General features: G+C 67.1%; 12 protein-coding genes. 6 read left to right on the top strand and 6 right to left on the bottom strand.

Annotated features, from left to right (window positions below; all coding sequences use genetic code 11):
- Window positions 1-278: 278 nt before the first annotated feature.
- Window positions 279-2,576, bottom strand: a complete 2,298-nt coding sequence (locus tag RPR59_RS06045; protein WP_313917704.1) for a glycoside hydrolase family 3 N-terminal domain-containing protein — start codon at window positions 2,574-2,576, stop codon at window positions 279-281.
- Window positions 2,577-2,770: 194 nt separating this feature from the next.
- Here RPR59_RS06045 and RPR59_RS06040 point away from each other — a divergent pair, with 194 nt between their 5' ends.
- The 3 genes from RPR59_RS06040 to RPR59_RS06030 all read left to right on the top strand — a co-directional run bounded on the left by RPR59_RS06040 (window position 2,771) and on the right by RPR59_RS06030 (window position 8,436).
- Complete coding sequence (locus RPR59_RS06040; protein ID WP_313917702.1) at window positions 2,771-3,769, top strand: LacI family DNA-binding transcriptional regulator; 999 nt, start codon at window positions 2,771-2,773, stop codon at window positions 3,767-3,769.
- Between the two features lie 123 nt (window positions 3,770-3,892).
- Window positions 3,893-6,925, top strand: a complete 3,033-nt coding sequence (locus RPR59_RS06035; RefSeq protein ID WP_313917700.1) for a TonB-dependent receptor — start codon at window positions 3,893-3,895, stop codon at window positions 6,923-6,925.
- A 71-nt stretch (window positions 6,926-6,996) separates the two neighbouring features.
- Window positions 6,997-8,436, top strand: a complete 1,440-nt coding sequence (locus RPR59_RS06030; RefSeq protein ID WP_313917698.1) for a glucoamylase family protein — start codon at window positions 6,997-6,999, stop codon at window positions 8,434-8,436.
- Window positions 8,437-8,442: 6 nt separating this feature from the next.
- On the opposite strand, the gene RPR59_RS06025 is transcribed toward RPR59_RS06030, so the two are convergent.
- The 5 genes from RPR59_RS06025 to RPR59_RS06005 are packed head-to-tail and all read right to left on the bottom strand — an operon-like array spanning window position 8,443 to window position 12,802.
- Window positions 8,443-9,588, bottom strand: coding sequence for an aminotransferase class V-fold PLP-dependent enzyme (locus tag RPR59_RS06025; RefSeq protein ID WP_313917695.1), 1,146 nt, complete (start codon window positions 9,586-9,588; stop codon window positions 8,443-8,445).
- Window positions 9,585-10,349 carry a tryptophan 2,3-dioxygenase gene (locus tag RPR59_RS06020; protein WP_313917693.1) on the bottom strand — a complete coding sequence of 255 codons (765 nt, stop codon included), beginning with the start codon at window positions 10,347-10,349 and terminating at the stop codon, window positions 9,585-9,587. The genes RPR59_RS06025 and RPR59_RS06020 overlap by 4 nt, the downstream gene beginning before the upstream one ends.
- 16 nt (window positions 10,350-10,365) lie before the next feature.
- Window positions 10,366-11,247: a type II secretion system minor pseudopilin gene (locus RPR59_RS06015; protein ID WP_313917691.1), complete on the bottom strand. Its 882-nt coding sequence runs from the start codon at window positions 11,245-11,247 to the stop codon at window positions 10,366-10,368.
- Window positions 11,244-11,774, bottom strand: coding sequence for a type II secretion system protein GspJ (locus RPR59_RS06010; protein WP_313917689.1), 531 nt, complete (start codon window positions 11,772-11,774; stop codon window positions 11,244-11,246). Before RPR59_RS06010 ends, RPR59_RS06015 begins: the two co-directional genes overlap by 4 nt.
- Window positions 11,771-12,802, bottom strand: coding sequence for an ABC transporter substrate-binding protein (locus RPR59_RS06005; RefSeq protein WP_313917686.1), 1,032 nt, complete (start codon window positions 12,800-12,802; stop codon window positions 11,771-11,773). Before RPR59_RS06005 ends, RPR59_RS06010 begins: the two co-directional genes overlap by 4 nt.
- An 86-nt stretch (window positions 12,803-12,888) precedes the next feature.
- Here RPR59_RS06005 and gspN point away from each other — a divergent pair, with 86 nt between their 5' ends.
- The 3 genes from gspN to RPR59_RS05990 all read left to right on the top strand — a co-directional run bounded on the left by gspN (window position 12,889) and on the right by RPR59_RS05990 (window position 15,838).
- Window positions 12,889-13,515: a type II secretion system protein N gene (gspN, locus tag RPR59_RS06000; RefSeq protein WP_313918364.1), complete on the top strand. Its 627-nt coding sequence runs from the start codon at window positions 12,889-12,891 to the stop codon at window positions 13,513-13,515.
- Window positions 13,516-13,886: 371 nt separating this feature from the next.
- Window positions 13,887-14,768, top strand: coding sequence for a dienelactone hydrolase family protein (locus tag RPR59_RS05995; protein ID WP_313917684.1), 882 nt, complete (start codon window positions 13,887-13,889; stop codon window positions 14,766-14,768).
- A gap of 62 nt (window positions 14,769-14,830) precedes the next feature.
- A complete protein-coding gene (locus tag RPR59_RS05990; protein ID WP_313917682.1) occupies window positions 14,831-15,838 on the top strand; it encodes a zinc-dependent alcohol dehydrogenase family protein in 1,008 nt (335 codons plus the stop codon).
- Window positions 15,839-15,841 lie beyond the last annotated feature (3 nt).

The following is a 15,841-nucleotide window of genomic DNA, read 5'->3' as shown; positions in this document are numbered from 1 at the left end:
GGGTGTAGGAAAATGGTTTTCGGCGCGGTGTGGGTGTCGCGGGAGACATGGGTTCCTGCCTGCGCAGGAACGACGGGTGGGATTGGGAAGGTGCCCGTCCATCTCCCCCCTTTCGAGGGAAGGGGTCAAGGGGTGGGTTCAGCGAAGGCGGGGCTCGATGCCCCGGCTTTGCTTCGGCTGGCGTTGAAGCTCGCTGCGCTCGCACCCACCCCTCGCCCCCTTCCTTGAAAGGGAGGGGGGAAGAAGAGCGGCGAGCACGCGTCAGGGTGTAGGGCCGGTCAGCCGCGCACCAGCTCGAATTCGCCGGATACGCCCTCCGCTTCGGACGACGGCGCGATCCAGACATCGAACATGCCGGGTTCGACCGTCGGCTCCATGTCCTGACCGATGAAGGTCAGATCCTGCCGCCGCAACGTGAAGGTCACCGTCTTCGTCTCGCCCGGCGCGAGGGCGACCCGCTTGAAGCCCTTCAGTTCGCGCACGGGCCGCGTGATGGTGGCCGCGCGGTCGTGGATATAGAGTTGCGCCACCTCTTCGCAGCGGCGCTGCCCGTGGTTGCTCAGCGTCGCGCGCACCGTCAGCGTGCCGTCCCAGCCCATCTTCGCGCTGTCGAGCGCAAGGCCGGAATAGACCACCTTTCCGTACGTCAGGCCATGGCCGAACGGAAAGCGGGCGCTGTTCGAAATCCCGCGATAATGCGCCTTGTACGGCTGCAACGGCCCGTCCGGGTTGGGCCTGCCGGTCGATTTGTGCGCATAATGATAGGGTTCCTGCCCCGATACCTGCGGAAAGCTGACGGGCAGGCGCGCCGAGGGCCCCTCGTCGCCGAACAGGATGTCGGCGGTCGCCGGGCCGGTCTCGGTTCCCAGGAACCAGGTGACGAGGATGGCGGGCGCATCGAGCACCGCACCCTCCAGCGCCAGCGCGCGGCCATTCTTCAGGACGACGACAACCGGCTTGCCGGTGGCGGCGACGGCTTCGGCCAGACGCTGCTGCGGTTCGGGCAGGACCACGGCCGCGCGCGACTGCGCCTCGCCCGACATGCCGGTATTCTCGCCGATGGCCAGCACGACCACGTCCGCCGCCCGCGCGGCGGCAACGGCGGCGTCGATGCCGCCGTCCACCGCTTCCTCGACACCCGACCCTTGCGTTACCGTCACCATGTCCGGGTCGGCCACCGCCTGCCGCACGCCGGTGGCGAGATCGACCGCCTGGCTATCGGCGCCATAGATCACCCACGGCCCCACCAGATCGTGCTGCCCGGCGGCGAAGGGGCCGATCAGCGCGATACGCCTGCCCGATTTGGGCAGCGGCAGGAGGTCGCCCTCATTCTTCAGCATGACGATCGACCGGCGCCCGGATTCGCGCGCCAGCGCCCGGTTCTTCGGCGTCAGCACCCGCTGCTTTTCACGGGCCGGCGCGATGCGGCGGAACGGATCGGCGAACAGGCCGAGCTTCGCCTTCACGGCAAGCACCCGGCGGACCGCCTGGTCGAGGCGCGCCATCGGCACCTCGCCCGATTCCACGAGATCGGGCAGATGCTGGATATACAGGCCGCTCTGCATGCTCATGTCGACACCGGCGAGGAAGGCGAGCTTGGTCGCCTCCCGACCGTCGGCGGCGAAGCCGTGCGCGACCAGTTCCTGATCGCCGGTATAGTCCGACACGACGAGGCCGGGGAAATCCCATTCCTCGCGCAGCACCTCCTGCAACAGCCATTCATTGGCGGTCGCCGGCACGCCGGAGAGTTCATTGAACGCCGCCATGGTCGACAGCGACCCTGCGTCGAACGCGGCCTCGAACGGCGGGAAATAGACTTCGCGCAACACGCGTTCCGAAACATTGACGGTGTTGTAGTCCAGCCCCGCCTCGGCCGCGCCATAGGCCGCGAAATGCTTCGCGCAGGAAAGAACGGCATCGTCGCTGGTCAGGTCGTCGCCCTGGAAACCCTTCACGCGCGCCGCCGCCATGCGCATGCCCAGCAGCACGTCCTCGCCGGCCCCTTCGACGCCGCGGCCCCAGCGGGCGTCGCGCGCGATGTCGACCATCGGGGCGAAGGTCCAGTCGATGCCGGCGGCGGACGCTTCCTCCGCCGCCGCGCGTGCCGTGCGCCGCGCGAGTTCGGTGTCGAAGCTCGCGGCCTCGCCCAGCGGGACGGGAAAGATCGTGCGAAATCCGTGAATGACATCGGCGGCGAAGATCAGCGGGACGGGCAGCCGCGCCTCGCGCATGGCGGCCATCTGCATCCGCTTGGCCATTTCCGCGCCGTTGCCGTTGAAGACGCCGGTCAGCCGTCCCTGCCGCACCTGTTCCAACTGGTCCTCGAAGCTGCCGCCCTCGCCCGGCGGATTGAGCGCGGTGGCGGTGCCGCCCGCCCAGGCCGCGGCCATGATCGTGAGCTGGCCCGCCTTTTCCGTCACCGTCATCCGGCCGATCAGCGCTTCGGCCTCGTCCGGAAGCGCCAGCCCTTCCTTCACGACCGAACGCACCAACGCCCGCGCCGGGCTGCTCGCCCAGGCGGCGACGATCCCCGCTCCCATGAGTGCTGCACGGCGCGAAATACGCGGCTGGGCCATCGGCTACCCTCCCTGAAGTGAAATAAAGTCGCCGACGCCTAGCAGCGCCATTGACGAGAATCATGCTCTTGCGAGCGACTGTACGATCATGTAACCGGTTACATCAAGGGCGCGGACATGGTTCGGCGCGACACCGAAATCCGCAGCAAGAACGCGGCTCACGCGTCCGAATCAGTTGGAGGATCCAAAAGGGCATGGCGCACGCCACCATCCGGGATGTCGCACGCAGGGCCAACGTATCCGTCGCCTCCGTTTCGCGTGCGCTGAACGGTCACGACAATGTCCGCCCGGAACTGCGCGAAAAGGTGAAGGTCGCCGCGCGGGAGCTGGGCTATGTCCCGCATGCCGGAGCGCGCAGCCTGTCGCTGGCGCGTGCCCATGCGATCGGCGTGATGCTTCCCGACCTGCACGGCGAATTCTTCTCCGAAGTCGTGCGCGGCATGGACCGGGCCGCGTCGGCGCGGGGCCTGCAACTGCTGCTGTCCAACATGCACGCCGATCCCGAACAGGCGGTCGACGCCGTGCGCACCATGCGCGGCCGCGTCGACGGGCTGGTCATCATGGCGCCCGATATCGACACCGCAACGTTGATCGAGCAGCTTTCCCCGTCCCTGCCCGCGATTCTGATCAACAGCCGCAGCGACACGCCCGATCGCCCGCGAATCCGGGTGGACAACGAAGCCGGCGCCGAGGCGATGGTCGATCACCTGGTCGATACCGGATACCGCCATATCGTCCACATCGCCGGCGCCGCCTGCAACGCCGAAGCAGCCGACCGCGAACAGGGCTATCGCCGCGCGATGCGGCGGCACGATCTGGAACCGCGCGTGATCGCGGGCGATTTCACCGAAGAGGGCGGCGCAAAGGCCGCTGAGGCGCTGCTCGCCGACCGGCGCGGCGCGGACGCGGTCTTCGCCGCCAACGACATGATGGCGATCGGCGCGCTGGTTGCGCTGCGCGATGCCGGCATCGCCGTCGGACGGGAGATCGGCATCGCCGGTTTCGACGACATTCCGCTGGCCCGGCTGATTTCGCCGGGGCTGACCACGATGCGGGTCAACATCGCCGATATCGGCGCCAGCGCGCTCAATCGCATCGCCGCCATCGTCGACGGCGACGACGATACCGACAGCGAGTTCCGGCATCCGGAACTCGTGGTCCGTGCATCCACAAGCAGACGGGCGGAACAATAACCGCCCGCAAAAACCGTGTTCCAGGAGGAAGAAATGCGTACGATTACTTCTACATTCGGGCCGATGCCCCACCGCAGGCGCGGCGCAATACGGTTGGCGGCTGCCCTGATGATGGGCAGTGCGATGGGTGCCATCGCAGCGGTCCCCGCCCACGCCCAGTCGAGCCAGGCGTCGATCCGCGGCACGATCACCGATGCCGGTCAGGCCGTTTCCAACAGCCGTATTACGCTGATCAACGTCAACACGGGCTATCGCCGCGAAGGGACCACCAGCACCGACGGCAGCTATAATTTCAGCGCGATCGGGCCGGGCACCTACAGGTTGGAAATCACGACGGCGAACGGTGTTCGCTCGACGGACAATTTCACCCTCAACGTGTCGCAGACCGCACAGTTGGATCTGGACGTGGCCGCCGGCCAGGCGACCGACGTAACCGGTCAGGAACCCGCCAACGGCGCGGAGCCGGGCACGGAAATCACGGCCGGCGGGACCGAAGGCGGCGCCGGCGACATCATCGTGACCGGCAACAGGCTTCAGACGCTCGAAGGCGGCGAAGTCGGCGTCACGATCACGCAGCGCCTGATCGAGCAACTGCCGCAGGTGAACCGCAATTTCCTGGCCTTCGCCGATCTGGCGCCCGGCGTGCAGTTCCAGACCGGCGCGAACGGCAATTCGAGCATTCGCGGTGGCGCGCAGCAGTCCAATTCGGTGAACGTGTTCATCGACGGCGTCAGCCAGAAGGACTTCGTGCTCAAGAACGGCATCACCGGCCAGGATTCGAGCCAGGGCAACCCGTTCCCGCAGCTCGCCATCGGCGAGTACCGGGTGCTCAGCTCGAACTACAAGGCGGAGTTCGATCAGGTCAGTTCGGTTGCGATTACAGCGTCGACCAAGTCGGGCACGAACGAGTTCCACGGCGAAGGCTTCTTCGACTTCACCAATCAGGATCTGCGCGCGAAGCGTCCGACCGAAAAGTTCAACGGAACCGACAAGGTCGAAACGCAGGACATGCAGTTCGGCGGCGCATTGGGCGGGCCGATCATCAAGGACGTGATGCACTTCTTCGTATCCTACGAAGGAAAGCGCCAGCAGCAGCCGGTCGACATCCGGCCGGACAATGATGCGCCGATCAGCAGCCTGCCGTCCGAATATCAGGATTATTTCGGTTCAACCAACCGGGACTTCAACGAAGACCTGTACTTCGGCAAGATCGACATCGTGCCGACCGATTCAGATCTGATCGAGGTTACCGCGAAATACCGCAACGAAACCGGTCAGAACCTGAATACCGGTCCCGCCGCTTCGGAAACGCGGACCAATGTCGATACGGAGGAACTGCGCGTAGCCGGTCGGTGGCAGCATAGCACCGACAACTGGGTCAACGAACTGCGCGTCTCCTATCAGGACGTGAAGTGGGCGCCGCAGCCGACGATGTTCTCCAACGGCTATCGATTCCAGCAGATCGACCAGAATGGCGACAACTATAACCGGTTCGCGCTGCTGCAGTTCGGCGGCAGCCCGAATTATCAGAACAAGGGCCAGAAGGGCTGGACCGCGCAGGAAGACTTCACCTGGACCGGCTTTGATCGCCACACGATCAAGACCGGGGTGAAGGCATCGTGGATTAAGCTCAACACGCAGGAATTGAATTTCTTCAACCCCCTGTACAGCTACAACTCGATCTATCCGGGGCTGAGCGGCTTCAACGATTCCGTTCCGTATCAGGTCGAATTCGGCGCAGCCACGGGCATCGGCGATACCCGGGTCAAGTCGAACAATTTCCAGTTCGGCGCCTATATTCAGGACGACTGGGAAGTGACCGACCGCCTGACGCTGAACCTCGGCCTGCGCTGGGATTTCGAGCGCAACCCGGCATATCTCGACTTCGCAACCCCGGCGGACGCCGTCGCGGCGGTTTCGCCGGAAAACTATCCGAACCTCGTGAACGCAAGTTACAACATCAACGATTTCATATCGACCGGGGATGAGCGCGAAACGTTCATGAACGCGTTCCAGCCTCGCGTCGGGTTCAGCTACGATGTCGACGGGACCGGCACCTACACCATCTTCGGCGGCTATGGCCGGTCGTACGACCGCAACCAGTTCGACTTCCTGCAACTCGAACGCAGCGGAGGCGCCTTCCCGCGGCGCACGTTCCGCTTCTTCAGCGATGACCCGCTGAGCGATTGCACCCCGGCCGAGGCAAGCTCCACCTGTCTGGCATGGGACCCGGTCTATCTGACCGAAGACGGCCGGCAGCAGTTGCTTGCCGGTACGGAGAATAACGGCGGCGGTCGCGAGCTTCGGTTCATCGACAACGATCTCAAGAACCCGTATTCCGACCAGTTCAGCCTCGGGCTGCGAACGTCGTTCGACCCGATCCAGATCGAGGTCGGTTATATGCGGATCGTGGGCAAGGATGGCTTCACCTACATCCTCGGCAACCGGTCGCCGGATGGCGAGTTCTTCACGCCCGATCCCAATTCGGGCGCGATCAGTTCCCCGTTCCGTTTCTCGCCCACGGGCTATGGCAGCATCCTGCTCGGCGTGAACGGTCTGGAGACCCATTCGGATTCCGGCTATCTGAAGTTCACGAAGAACTACACGCCGTCGTCGCCGTGGAGCTTCAACGCCACCTACACCTATACCGAGGCCGAGGATAATGGCGGCAGCACCTACTCGTTCGACTACGAATATCCGGAGGATTATCCCTTCACGCGCACGCTCGGCGTTCCGAAGCACCGCTTCGTCGCGGCCGGCAGCGTCGACCTGCCGCTCGACTTCAGCTTTTCGGGCCGCCTGACAGTCGAATCGCCGACCTATGTCCGTGGCGTGATCAGCAGCGCGGACCCGTTCCAGCGGGTCATCGTCGACAAGGAAGCCGAGGGCAATGGCGACCGCTGGGGCAAGCGGCAGGTGGACATCGCGCTCACCAAGTACGTGCCCATTCACCTCATCAACGACGAGAGCCGACTGCGCTTCCGCGTGGACATCATCAATCTGTTCAACGATCGGAACTATGTCGATTACAACGGTAGCCCCACCGATGATACGCGCACGGATGCTTCGCCGACGGTGTTCGGCGAACGCTTCGGCTACAATATCGGCGGCAATCCGCCGCGCACGATCAAGCTGACGGCTGGTTTCAGCTTCTGATTCCTCCCCGAACTGGGCGGAGCGCTTCCCCTGGCGCTCCGCCCTTTTTCTTTGTCCAAGCGAGATCCAACATGAATATCAATCGCCGCACCCTTCTCGCCACCACGGCACTGCTGGCCGGCGGCACCGCCTGCGCCGCATGTGCGCCGATGGCCGCGACGGCCCCCGGCGCCGCGTCCGCTGCCACCGGCCTGTTCGACGATATCGCCCAGCGCACCTTTCGCTTCTTCTGGGATACGACGAACCCGAAGAACGGCCTGGCGCCCGACCGCTGGCCGTCGGCGCCCTTCGCAAGCATCGCCGCCACCGGCTTCGCGCTGACCGCCTATCCCATCGGCGTCGCCAATGGCTGGATCAGCCGCGCCCAGGCGCGCGAGCGCACGCTGGCGACCCTCACCTTCTTCCGCGACGCGCCTCAGGGCCCGGCCGAAACCGGCGTTGCGGGCCACAAGGGCTTCTTCTACCACTTTCTCGATCTCGAAACCGGCCTGCGCTACGGCAAGACCGAATTGTCGTCGGTCGATACCACGCTGCTGCTGGGCGGTATCCTGTTCGCCGGCCAATGGTTCGATCAGGACCATCCCGACGAGGCGCGCATCCGCGATCTCGCGCAGGCGATCTATGCCCGCGTCGAATGGCCGTTCCTCAAGAACGACAAGGGCGCCATCTCCATGGGCTGGCATCCGGAAAGCGGCATGATCCCGGCGGCCTGGGTCGGTTATAACGAGGGCATGCTGGTCAACATCCTGGCGCTTGGTGCGCCGCGCCATGCGATCGATCCGGGCCTGTGGGACGTCTGGTGCTCGGGCTATGACGACGATTGGCGCGGGTCGACGCCGGACACGCGCTACCTCGCCTTCGCCCCGCATTTCGGCCATCAGTACAGCCATGTCTGGGTCGATTTCCGTAACATCCAAGACAAGGCGATGCGCGGCGCCGGCCTCGATTATTTCGAGAACAGCCGCCGCGCGACCTATGCCCAGCGCGCCTATGCCATCGCCAATCCGATGGGATGGCAGTCCTATTCCCGCGACGTCTGGGGCCTGACGGCGTGTGACGGCCCCGGCGGCGGCACCCACGAATATCGCGGCGAGCAGCGCCAGTTCCGCACCTATTCGGCCCGCGGCCCCGTCAGCATGCCGGACGCCTTCGACGACGGCACGATCGCGCCGACCGCGGCCGTCGCCTCGCTGCCCTTCGCGCCGGAGATCGTCGAGCCTGCCGCGCGGGCGCTCCGTTCGTTTCAGAACGGCCGCATCTACGGCGAATACGGCTTCCTCGACGCCTTCAATCCCAGCTTCGTCTGGCCGGAGATGAAGGGTCCGCGCGGCACCGTCGATCCGCAGCTCGGCTGGGTCGACGACGATATGCTGGGCATCGACCAGGGACCGATCCTGGCCATGATCGCCAATCACCAGAGCGACTTCGTCTGGAAAACGATGCGGGACGTACCCGCCATCCGCACCGGGTTGCAGCGCGCCGGCTTCACCGGCGGCTGGCTGGACGCCTGATACCGCTCAGAGCCGCGCCAGCGCCTGCAACAACGCCGCGACATCGGCTTCGTCCTGATATGGGCCGAAGCCGATGCGCAGCACGTCGCCGCGCGCATCGGTGACGATGTCGCGCGCCGATAGCGCCTGCTGCCAGCGCTGCGCATCGGGCGACCGGAAGGCAAGGAAACGGGCACTTCCCTCCGCCGGCGGGTTGCACAATTCGGCACCGGCGAGCGGCGTGTCGCCCAACCCGCCCAGCAATTGCCGTTTCAATGCGTCGGCATGGGCCGCCATCGCCGCCATATCCAGCCCTTCGCGCGCCAGCATGTCGCGCACCGCGACGAAACGGTACAGCCCCGACGGATCGAACGTCGCGCCCATGAAGCGGCGGGCGTCGGGGGCGTAGCCCACGCTTCCCGGCGGGCTGGCGAGATCGTCGAACGCGGCATACCAGCCCGTCACCTCCGGCCGGGGGCCGAAACCGGGCGGCGCGTGCATCAGGCCGACCCCCTCGCCCGCCATGGCATATTTATAGCCGCCCGCCAGATAGAAGACCCGGTCGGCGACGGCGGAAAGGTCGGTCGGCACCGCCATGAAGCCGTGATAGCCGTCGATCACCACCCACGGCCCGTCCGGCCGCGCGATGGCGGCGAGGCGCTCGATGCCCGGCACCACCAGCCCGGTGCCGAACATCACCTGGCTGACGAGGATCAGGTCGTATGCGCGCTCCCCCGCCCGCGCCAGCAGGCGGTCGACCAGGTCTTCGCCGACGGGAAGCGCGTCGACCGTCGCCGTCCCGCCCTCGACCCAGCGCTCCGCCTGGCGGCGGAAGCTGTGAAACTCACCCTCGCTGGTGAGGATGCGAACCGGCCGACGGTCGATGGCGGAGAGAATACGAACGAGGAAGTCATGCGTGTTCCCGGCGAAGACCACGGTGTCGGGATCGGGCAGGGACAGCTCCTCGGCGACCTGCCGCTGCGCCGCCGGCCAGACCTCGTCCATCACGCGCGACCATTTCCGGTCGGCGAACCGTGCCGCATCCTCCCACGCCGCCATCTGCCCTTCATGGCTGGCGTCGGGCCAGAGGTGATGGCTGTGCGCGGCGAAATGCAGCCGCTCGGGCGCTGCCGCCAGGCTGCGCCGGAACAGGTGCTTATAGCCGTCGCTCACAGCCGCGTCCGCAGCGACCAGAGTTCGGGAAAGGCGCGCTTCGACAGGGTGGATTGCAGATAGGGCACGCCCGCCGTCCCGCCCGTTCCGCGCTTGCCGCCGATGATGCGCGACACCGTCAAGACATGCTTGTGCCGCCAGGTGGCGAGCGCGTCATCGACATCGACCAGCTTTTCGGCGAGCTGATAGAGATCCCAATAGCGCTCCGTGTCCCGGTAGACATCGGCCCAGGCGGCCTCGACCCCCTCGCTGGGCGCATAGGGTTGCGACCAGTCCCGCGAAAGCGCCGCCTCCGGCACGGCGAAGCCGGCGCGCGCCAGCGCGGCGTTGGCATCGTCCCACAGGCTGGGTTCCACCGCCGCCTGCGCGGTCAGCGGGCCGTGCCGCTGGCTGTCGCGGATGCCCAGCATCACCTCGACCGCGCGGAACTGGTCCGACTGGAAACCGGAGCTGCTGCCCAACACGCCGCGAAACTCGGTATAGTCGGACGGCGTCATGGTTGCCAGCACGTCCCAGCTCAGCGTCATCACCGCCTGGATGCGCGAGACGCGCGCCAGCGACTTGTACGCCTTTACCAGGTGGTCGGCCGCGATCAGCGTCTTCGCCTTGGCGATCTCGGCGATCGTCTGCTTCAGCCACAGCTCCTTGGTCTGGTGAATGATGATGAACAGCAGTTCGTCATGCTTGGTGGAAAGGGGATGCTGCGCCCCCAGGATCGCGTCCAGCGCGAGATAGCGCCCATAGGTCATGTCGTCGGTCATGCCGGCCCCTATAGCGTCAAGACGCTGGCGACGCGAAGGGGGGAACCTCCGGCGGGACGGCGCTGTTGCGCCAGCGTTCGACGGTGGCGACGCGAATGCGCTTATCCTCCCTGATCCGCTGGACGAGGGCAGCCTCCTCCTGCCGGGTCCCGCCGATCGTCGCTGCGGTACGGACCCAGAAATTGTCGGACGTGAAACCGGCGCCGGCCGGCACCGTCTGGTTCATGTCGGAAAGATCGGCGCGCGCAATGAAGCCCTGCCGCCGCCGCAGCGCCAGCAACCGGTCGACGACCGACGGATCGCGGAACAGCACCGTCAGCACCGCGGGCGGGGCGGCGTTGATGTTGATGTCGGTATGCCCCGGCAGGGCCGTTACCAGGGCTTCCAGCCGCGCCGCACGCTCCGGCTCGATCCCCGACAGGCGGATGGGGCGCAGGTCGGTGATGGGTCCGTATTCGCGCACCAGGGCGACCGCGCCGGCGATCTGCTCGTCGCTCAGTCCCGCCGCCTGGGCGATCGACCGGAACATGATCCGGTCCGAAAGCTGCGGCGACATCACGTTGTTGATGTTGTAGCGCCCCTGCGCGTCGGCGATGGCCATGTCGAAGGTGCCGCCGCGGATCGGCGCGCCGCTTTCGGCCAGTGCCGCCCAGGGCTCCGCCGCGTGATCGGATTCGGGCGCTTCGATCGCGTCGCGGCGCAACGCGACGATCGCCGACACCTCGCCGCCGCGCACCACCGACAGCGCCTGCGCCGCCTCGCGCGCGCGGATCGCGCGGTCCAGCGCCAGCTCCTCGCGATTGATCATCAGCATCACCATGCCGCTGGCGATCGCCACGAACAGCAGGACGTTGACGAGGATCATGCCCTTCTCGTCGTCGCGAACGGCGGCCCTCATTCCGTCTCTTCCCCGGCGGGCCGATGCGGCAGGGAGACGACGCGCCGCAACGTGCCGCGCGCCACCTGCATCTCCACCGCCACGGCGCGGGGCCGCACTTCCTTCAGCTCCGCATTGGGCGGCCAATGGTCGGTCCACGCGCCATCGTAGAAATATCGCCAGCGCCCGGTACGAACGCCGGGAAGGACAAGCTGTGGACGAGCGCCGGCAATGCGGGTCAATGCGCCGCCGCGCAGATCGTACCGGACCGGCACCGGCGGCCCTCCGAAGCCCGGCGCCGCGCGCACGAATTGCACGCTGTCCGTATCACCGCTGATGCCGCCGCGCGCGATCTGGTCGAAATCGCTGTCGATGATGAACATCGCGCGGCGATACGCGTCCAGCCGGTCGAGATGCGCCTCGGTCTTGCCCTGTACGTTGAGGACGCTGTCGACCAGGCCCAGCCCCGCGACCGCGATCAGCGCGAACAGGCCGAGCGAGATCATCACCTCGATCAGCGTGAATCCCTGTTCGCGGTGCGGAATCATGCGCCCCGGCTTGTCGCCACCTTGCGATAGCCGCCCGCCGCCGCTTCCAGGATCGCGAACTCGCGCGCGACGCTGCCGTCGGTGCGAAAGCGCACCTCGCCCGTGACCGCCGAAAACCCGTCGCTGCCAAGCACGCCTTCCCGGTCGAGCCTGTTGGCCGCGCGCAGCTTCGCGGCAATGTTCGCGGCGTCATAAGCGAGCGCGGCGATGGCGCCCGGCCGGCCGCCATGTCGCGCCTGGAAGTTGTTGGCGAACCCGCCGAAGGATCTGGGATCGGGGCTCGCGATCCACGCCCCGTCCAGCGCCTCCAACGCGTCGGGGCGGTGGTCGATCATCTCCAGCGTGCCGAGAAGCTGGATACCGGTCGGCTTCAGATTGCGCGCGATCGCCAGCGCGGTCTCGCCGCCGCCGGGGACGAACACCGCATCCGGCGCCTCTCCGGCCAGGGGCAGCGGTGCATCGGCGCGAACCGTGATCGCACGGGCTTCCATGCCCAGCGTACCCTGCAACCGGTCGGCTTCCGCCGCCGCGGCGTCCGCCCAGGCGCTGCCGTCGCCGATCACCGCGACCGAACGCACCCCGCGCGAGCGCGCATAGCCGAGGATCGCCGTCGTCACCTGCCCCGCCGTAATGCCGAAGACGAAGGCGCCGCTCGATCGGACGGCGGCATCGTTGGTGAAGGCGATGACCGGCGTGGTGCCCGCCGCGCCGACCACCGGAGCGACATCCGCCGACATCAAGGGACCCAGGATGAGCGCCGCGTCCCGGTCCACCGCCCTGGCCGCGGCGGCGGCCGCCCCCTGCGGCGTGCCGGCGGTGTCGAAGGCGATCAGCTTGCCGTCATTTTCCGCGAGCGTGGCGGCCTGCCGCATGCTAAGGCCAAGCGCCGCGCGCGGCCCCGTGAGCGGCAACAGCAGCGCCACGGGACGGTCGTCGCCATCGTCCGCAAGCAAGGGGGAAGCGGCCCATGCCGTCGATGACAGCACCAGGCCCGAACGCAGACATCGTAACAACTGACGGCGATGCATCGCCTGTTCCCGATCATCAAAAGGCAGTGGCTCGGCGCCGTATTATCGTGTTTGCGGGCCTTGGGATAGTGGCTTACTTGATCGCCATGATCGCGACGCTGCCGGCCGGCGCGGTGCTGAAGAACCGGCCCTGGCGCACCGGCATTTCGGGCACGGTCTGGGAAGGCGAAGTCGGTGTGGCGGGGGGAAGCATCGTGCGCTGGAACTGGGCGCCGCTGCGATCGCTCACCAGCCTCGGCTTCGCCGTGGACTGGCGCGCCACCGGCGAGAATACCGATCTGGGCGGCCGCGCCCTGTTCCGCCCGGGGCGCATGGTCGTCGACAAGGTCAGCGGCTCCGCCGACGCCACGCTGTTGCGGGCTTTGGCCCCCGATCTGCCGTTCACCTGTTCCATGACCATGCAGGTCGATCTGCCGCGCGTCGCTTTGGGTGGCGGCGACCAGGAAGTCGAAGGGCAGGTCGCCGCCGATCCGGGAAGCTGCGCCGCGACCGGGGGCAGCCCGGCCGTGCCGGTGCCGGCGCTGATGTTCACCGCGACGCCGATCGGCAACGAGACGCGGATGCGCCTCACCCCCATGGCGCAGCGTCGCCGCGAATTCGTGACGGCGACCCTCGCCGAAGACGGAACGCTGCGCGCGACGATGACGCCGGCCGGCGCCGGCGCCCTGCCCTTCGCCGGACTGCCTGCGGGCGCGTCGATCCGACTGGATTAGACCGATCGCAGCTTCGGACAATTCCTCCCCCGCAGGATGCCTCTGCGAAACCCATTCTCGTCTCCCCGGCGGAGGCCGGGTCCACCGAGCCGCTTGGCTTAAGCGTTTGCTATTGCAGCCAAGTGGATGCTGAAACACGTTCAGCATGACGAAAGAGGCTTCCGTTTCGCGCCTTTCGCAGAGGCATCCTCGAAAGGGAGGGGGACCGCGCGCAGCGCGGTGGAGGGGTATCGCGGCCGGCAGAAACAGCGCCTTTCCGAACCACACAGGCCCACGACCCGCGGTCGAACCGGCTCGCTCCCGACGCAACTTTACTCGGTCCCAGCTCTTACTATCGTGTCGCTTGCGGGGGACGGGTCGAGGAGACGGACATGTGCGATCGCGACAATCTGGCCGAATGGGCCCGCTCCGGCGGCTTCGACTGGTCGGGCAACCGGCGGCAATTCTCCGCGATGGCGGCGATGGGCGCGCTTTCCGCCTGCGCCGCGACCGCCCATGGCGACGCCGCGTTGGCCGAGGATATGGTGCGCGTGCGCACGCCCGACGGGCAGATGGACGCCTTCTACGTCCGGCCGTCGTCGGGACGGCATCCCGCCATCCTCACCTGGCCCGACATTGCGGGGCTGCGCGATGCGTTCAAGGTCATGGCGCGGCGACTGGCGGGCCAGGGTTATGCGGTTCTCGTCGTCAATCCCTATTACCGTTCCGGCCCGGCACCGATCTTTTCCGACTTCGCCGACTTCCAGGCGAGCGACGGTTTCGCGAAGGCGGGCGAGATGCGCAAGGAACTGGGACCGGACGCCATCATGCGCGACGCCGGCGCGGCGATCGCCTGGCTCGACGAGCGCACGGAAGTCGACCCGGCCCGCGGGATCGGCACCAACGGCTATTGCATGGGCGGCCCGTTCACCGTCTTCACCGCGGCCGCCGCGCCCGACCGGGTGCGCGCCGCCGCCTCGCTGCACGGCGCCGGGCTGGTGAAGGAGGACGATTCCCAAAGCCCGCACAAGCTGCTGGACCGGACCCGCGCAAGCTATCTCTTCGCCATCGCGCAAAATGACGATGCCAAGGATCCGGAGGCGAAGACGGTGCTGCGGCGGGCGGCGGAAGCGGCCGGCCGCCCGGCGGAGATTGCGGTCTATCCGGCCGACCATGGTTGGACGGTGATCGACGCCCCCGCATATGAGCAGCAGGCGGCGGAAAAGGCGTGGCAGCGGATGAGCGGACTGTTCGCGCGGACGCTGCAGGCCTGATCGGAACCGGGCGGGGCGCGGCTCGGTTGTCACCGCGAATCCCGAATATGGGGTCATCACGCATGAAAGCCGTCAAGGTTCGCAATCCCGCCTCGCTCGACACGCTCGAAATCGCCGACATTGCCGATCCGGGCGATCCCGGTCCCGGCGAAATACGCGTCCGCATCCACGCCAGCTCGCTGAACTTCCACGATCTCGGCATCGTCTCCGGCCGATCGCCGACCGCCGACGGACGCATCCCGATGGCCGACGGCGCGGGCGTGGTCGAAGCGGCCGGCGACGGCGTCGACGAATTCGCCACAGGCGACCATGTGCTCTCGACCTTCTTTCCCGACTGGACCGACGGCGAACCGCGCATCGCCGATTTCAGCCGCACGCCAGGCGACGGCATCGACGGTTATGCCCGCGAACGCGTCGTGGCCCCGGCAAGCTGGTTCACCCATGCGCCCGAAGGGTGGAGCCACGCGGAAACGGCGACATTGACCACCGCCGGACTGACCGCGTGGCGGGCGCTGGTCGTCCATGGCCGGATCAAGGCGGGCGACAGCGTCCTCGTCCTCGGCACCGGCGGCGTGTCGATCTTCGCGCTGCAATTCGCCAAGGCGATGGGCGCGCGCGTCATCGCCACCTCGTCGTCCGACGACAAGCTGGAGCGCGTCCGGGCGATGGGCGCCGATCATTGCATCAACTACAAGACGACGCCCGAATGGGGCGCCGCGGTGCGCGAGGCGACCGGTGGACGCGGTGTCGATCATGTGATCGAAGTCGGCGGCCCCGGCACGCTGCCGCAGTCGATCGACGCAGTACGCATCGGCGGGCATATCGCGCTGATCGGCGTGCTGACCGGCGGGAGCGGTGACGTCCCCACGGCCAGGCTGATGGCGAAACAGGCGCGGCTGCACGGACTGATCGTCGGCAACCGGCGCGAGCAGCAGGATCTGGTCCGCGCGCTCGATACGCTCGACATCCGGCCGGTAATCGACCGCAGCTTTGCGCTGGGCGACATTGCCGACGCCTTTCGCCACGAACAATCGGGCGGGCATCTCGGCAAGATCGTGCTGGAATATTGATCC

It is taken from the genome of Stakelama saccharophila (assembly GCF_032229225.1).
GTDB lineage: Bacteria > Pseudomonadota > Alphaproteobacteria > Sphingomonadales > Sphingomonadaceae > Sphingomonas > Sphingomonas saccharophila.
Note: the sequence above shows the minus strand (reverse complement) of the source record. Positions and strands in the feature narration are given on the sequence as shown.

Coding starts and splice junctions, on each gene's coding strand:
- RPR59_RS06005 (WP_313917686.1), bottom strand. CDS start 12,802: ATGCATCGCCGTCAGTTGTTACGATGTCTGCGTTCGGGCCTGGTGCTG.
- RPR59_RS05995 (WP_313917684.1), top strand. CDS start 13,887: ATGTGCGATCGCGACAATCTGGCCGAATGGGCCCGCTCCGGCGGCTTC.
- RPR59_RS06010 (WP_313917689.1), bottom strand. CDS start 11,774: ATGATTCCGCACCGCGAACAGGGATTCACGCTGATCGAGGTGATGATC.
- RPR59_RS06035 (WP_313917700.1), top strand. CDS start 3,893: ATGGGTGCCATCGCAGCGGTCCCCGCCCACGCCCAGTCGAGCCAGGCG.
- RPR59_RS06030 (WP_313917698.1), top strand. CDS start 6,997: ATGAATATCAATCGCCGCACCCTTCTCGCCACCACGGCACTGCTGGCC.
- RPR59_RS05990 (WP_313917682.1), top strand. CDS start 14,831: ATGAAAGCCGTCAAGGTTCGCAATCCCGCCTCGCTCGACACGCTCGAA.
- RPR59_RS06040 (WP_313917702.1), top strand. CDS start 2,771: ATGGCGCACGCCACCATCCGGGATGTCGCACGCAGGGCCAACGTATCC.
- RPR59_RS06015 (WP_313917691.1), bottom strand. CDS start 11,247: ATGAGGGCCGCCGTTCGCGACGACGAGAAGGGCATGATCCTCGTCAAC.
- RPR59_RS06045 (WP_313917704.1), bottom strand. CDS start 2,576: ATGGCCCAGCCGCGTATTTCGCGCCGTGCAGCACTCATGGGAGCGGGG.
- RPR59_RS06020 (WP_313917693.1), bottom strand. CDS start 10,349: ATGACCGACGACATGACCTATGGGCGCTATCTCGCGCTGGACGCGATC.
- gspN (WP_313918364.1), top strand. CDS start 12,889: ATGATCGCGACGCTGCCGGCCGGCGCGGTGCTGAAGAACCGGCCCTGG.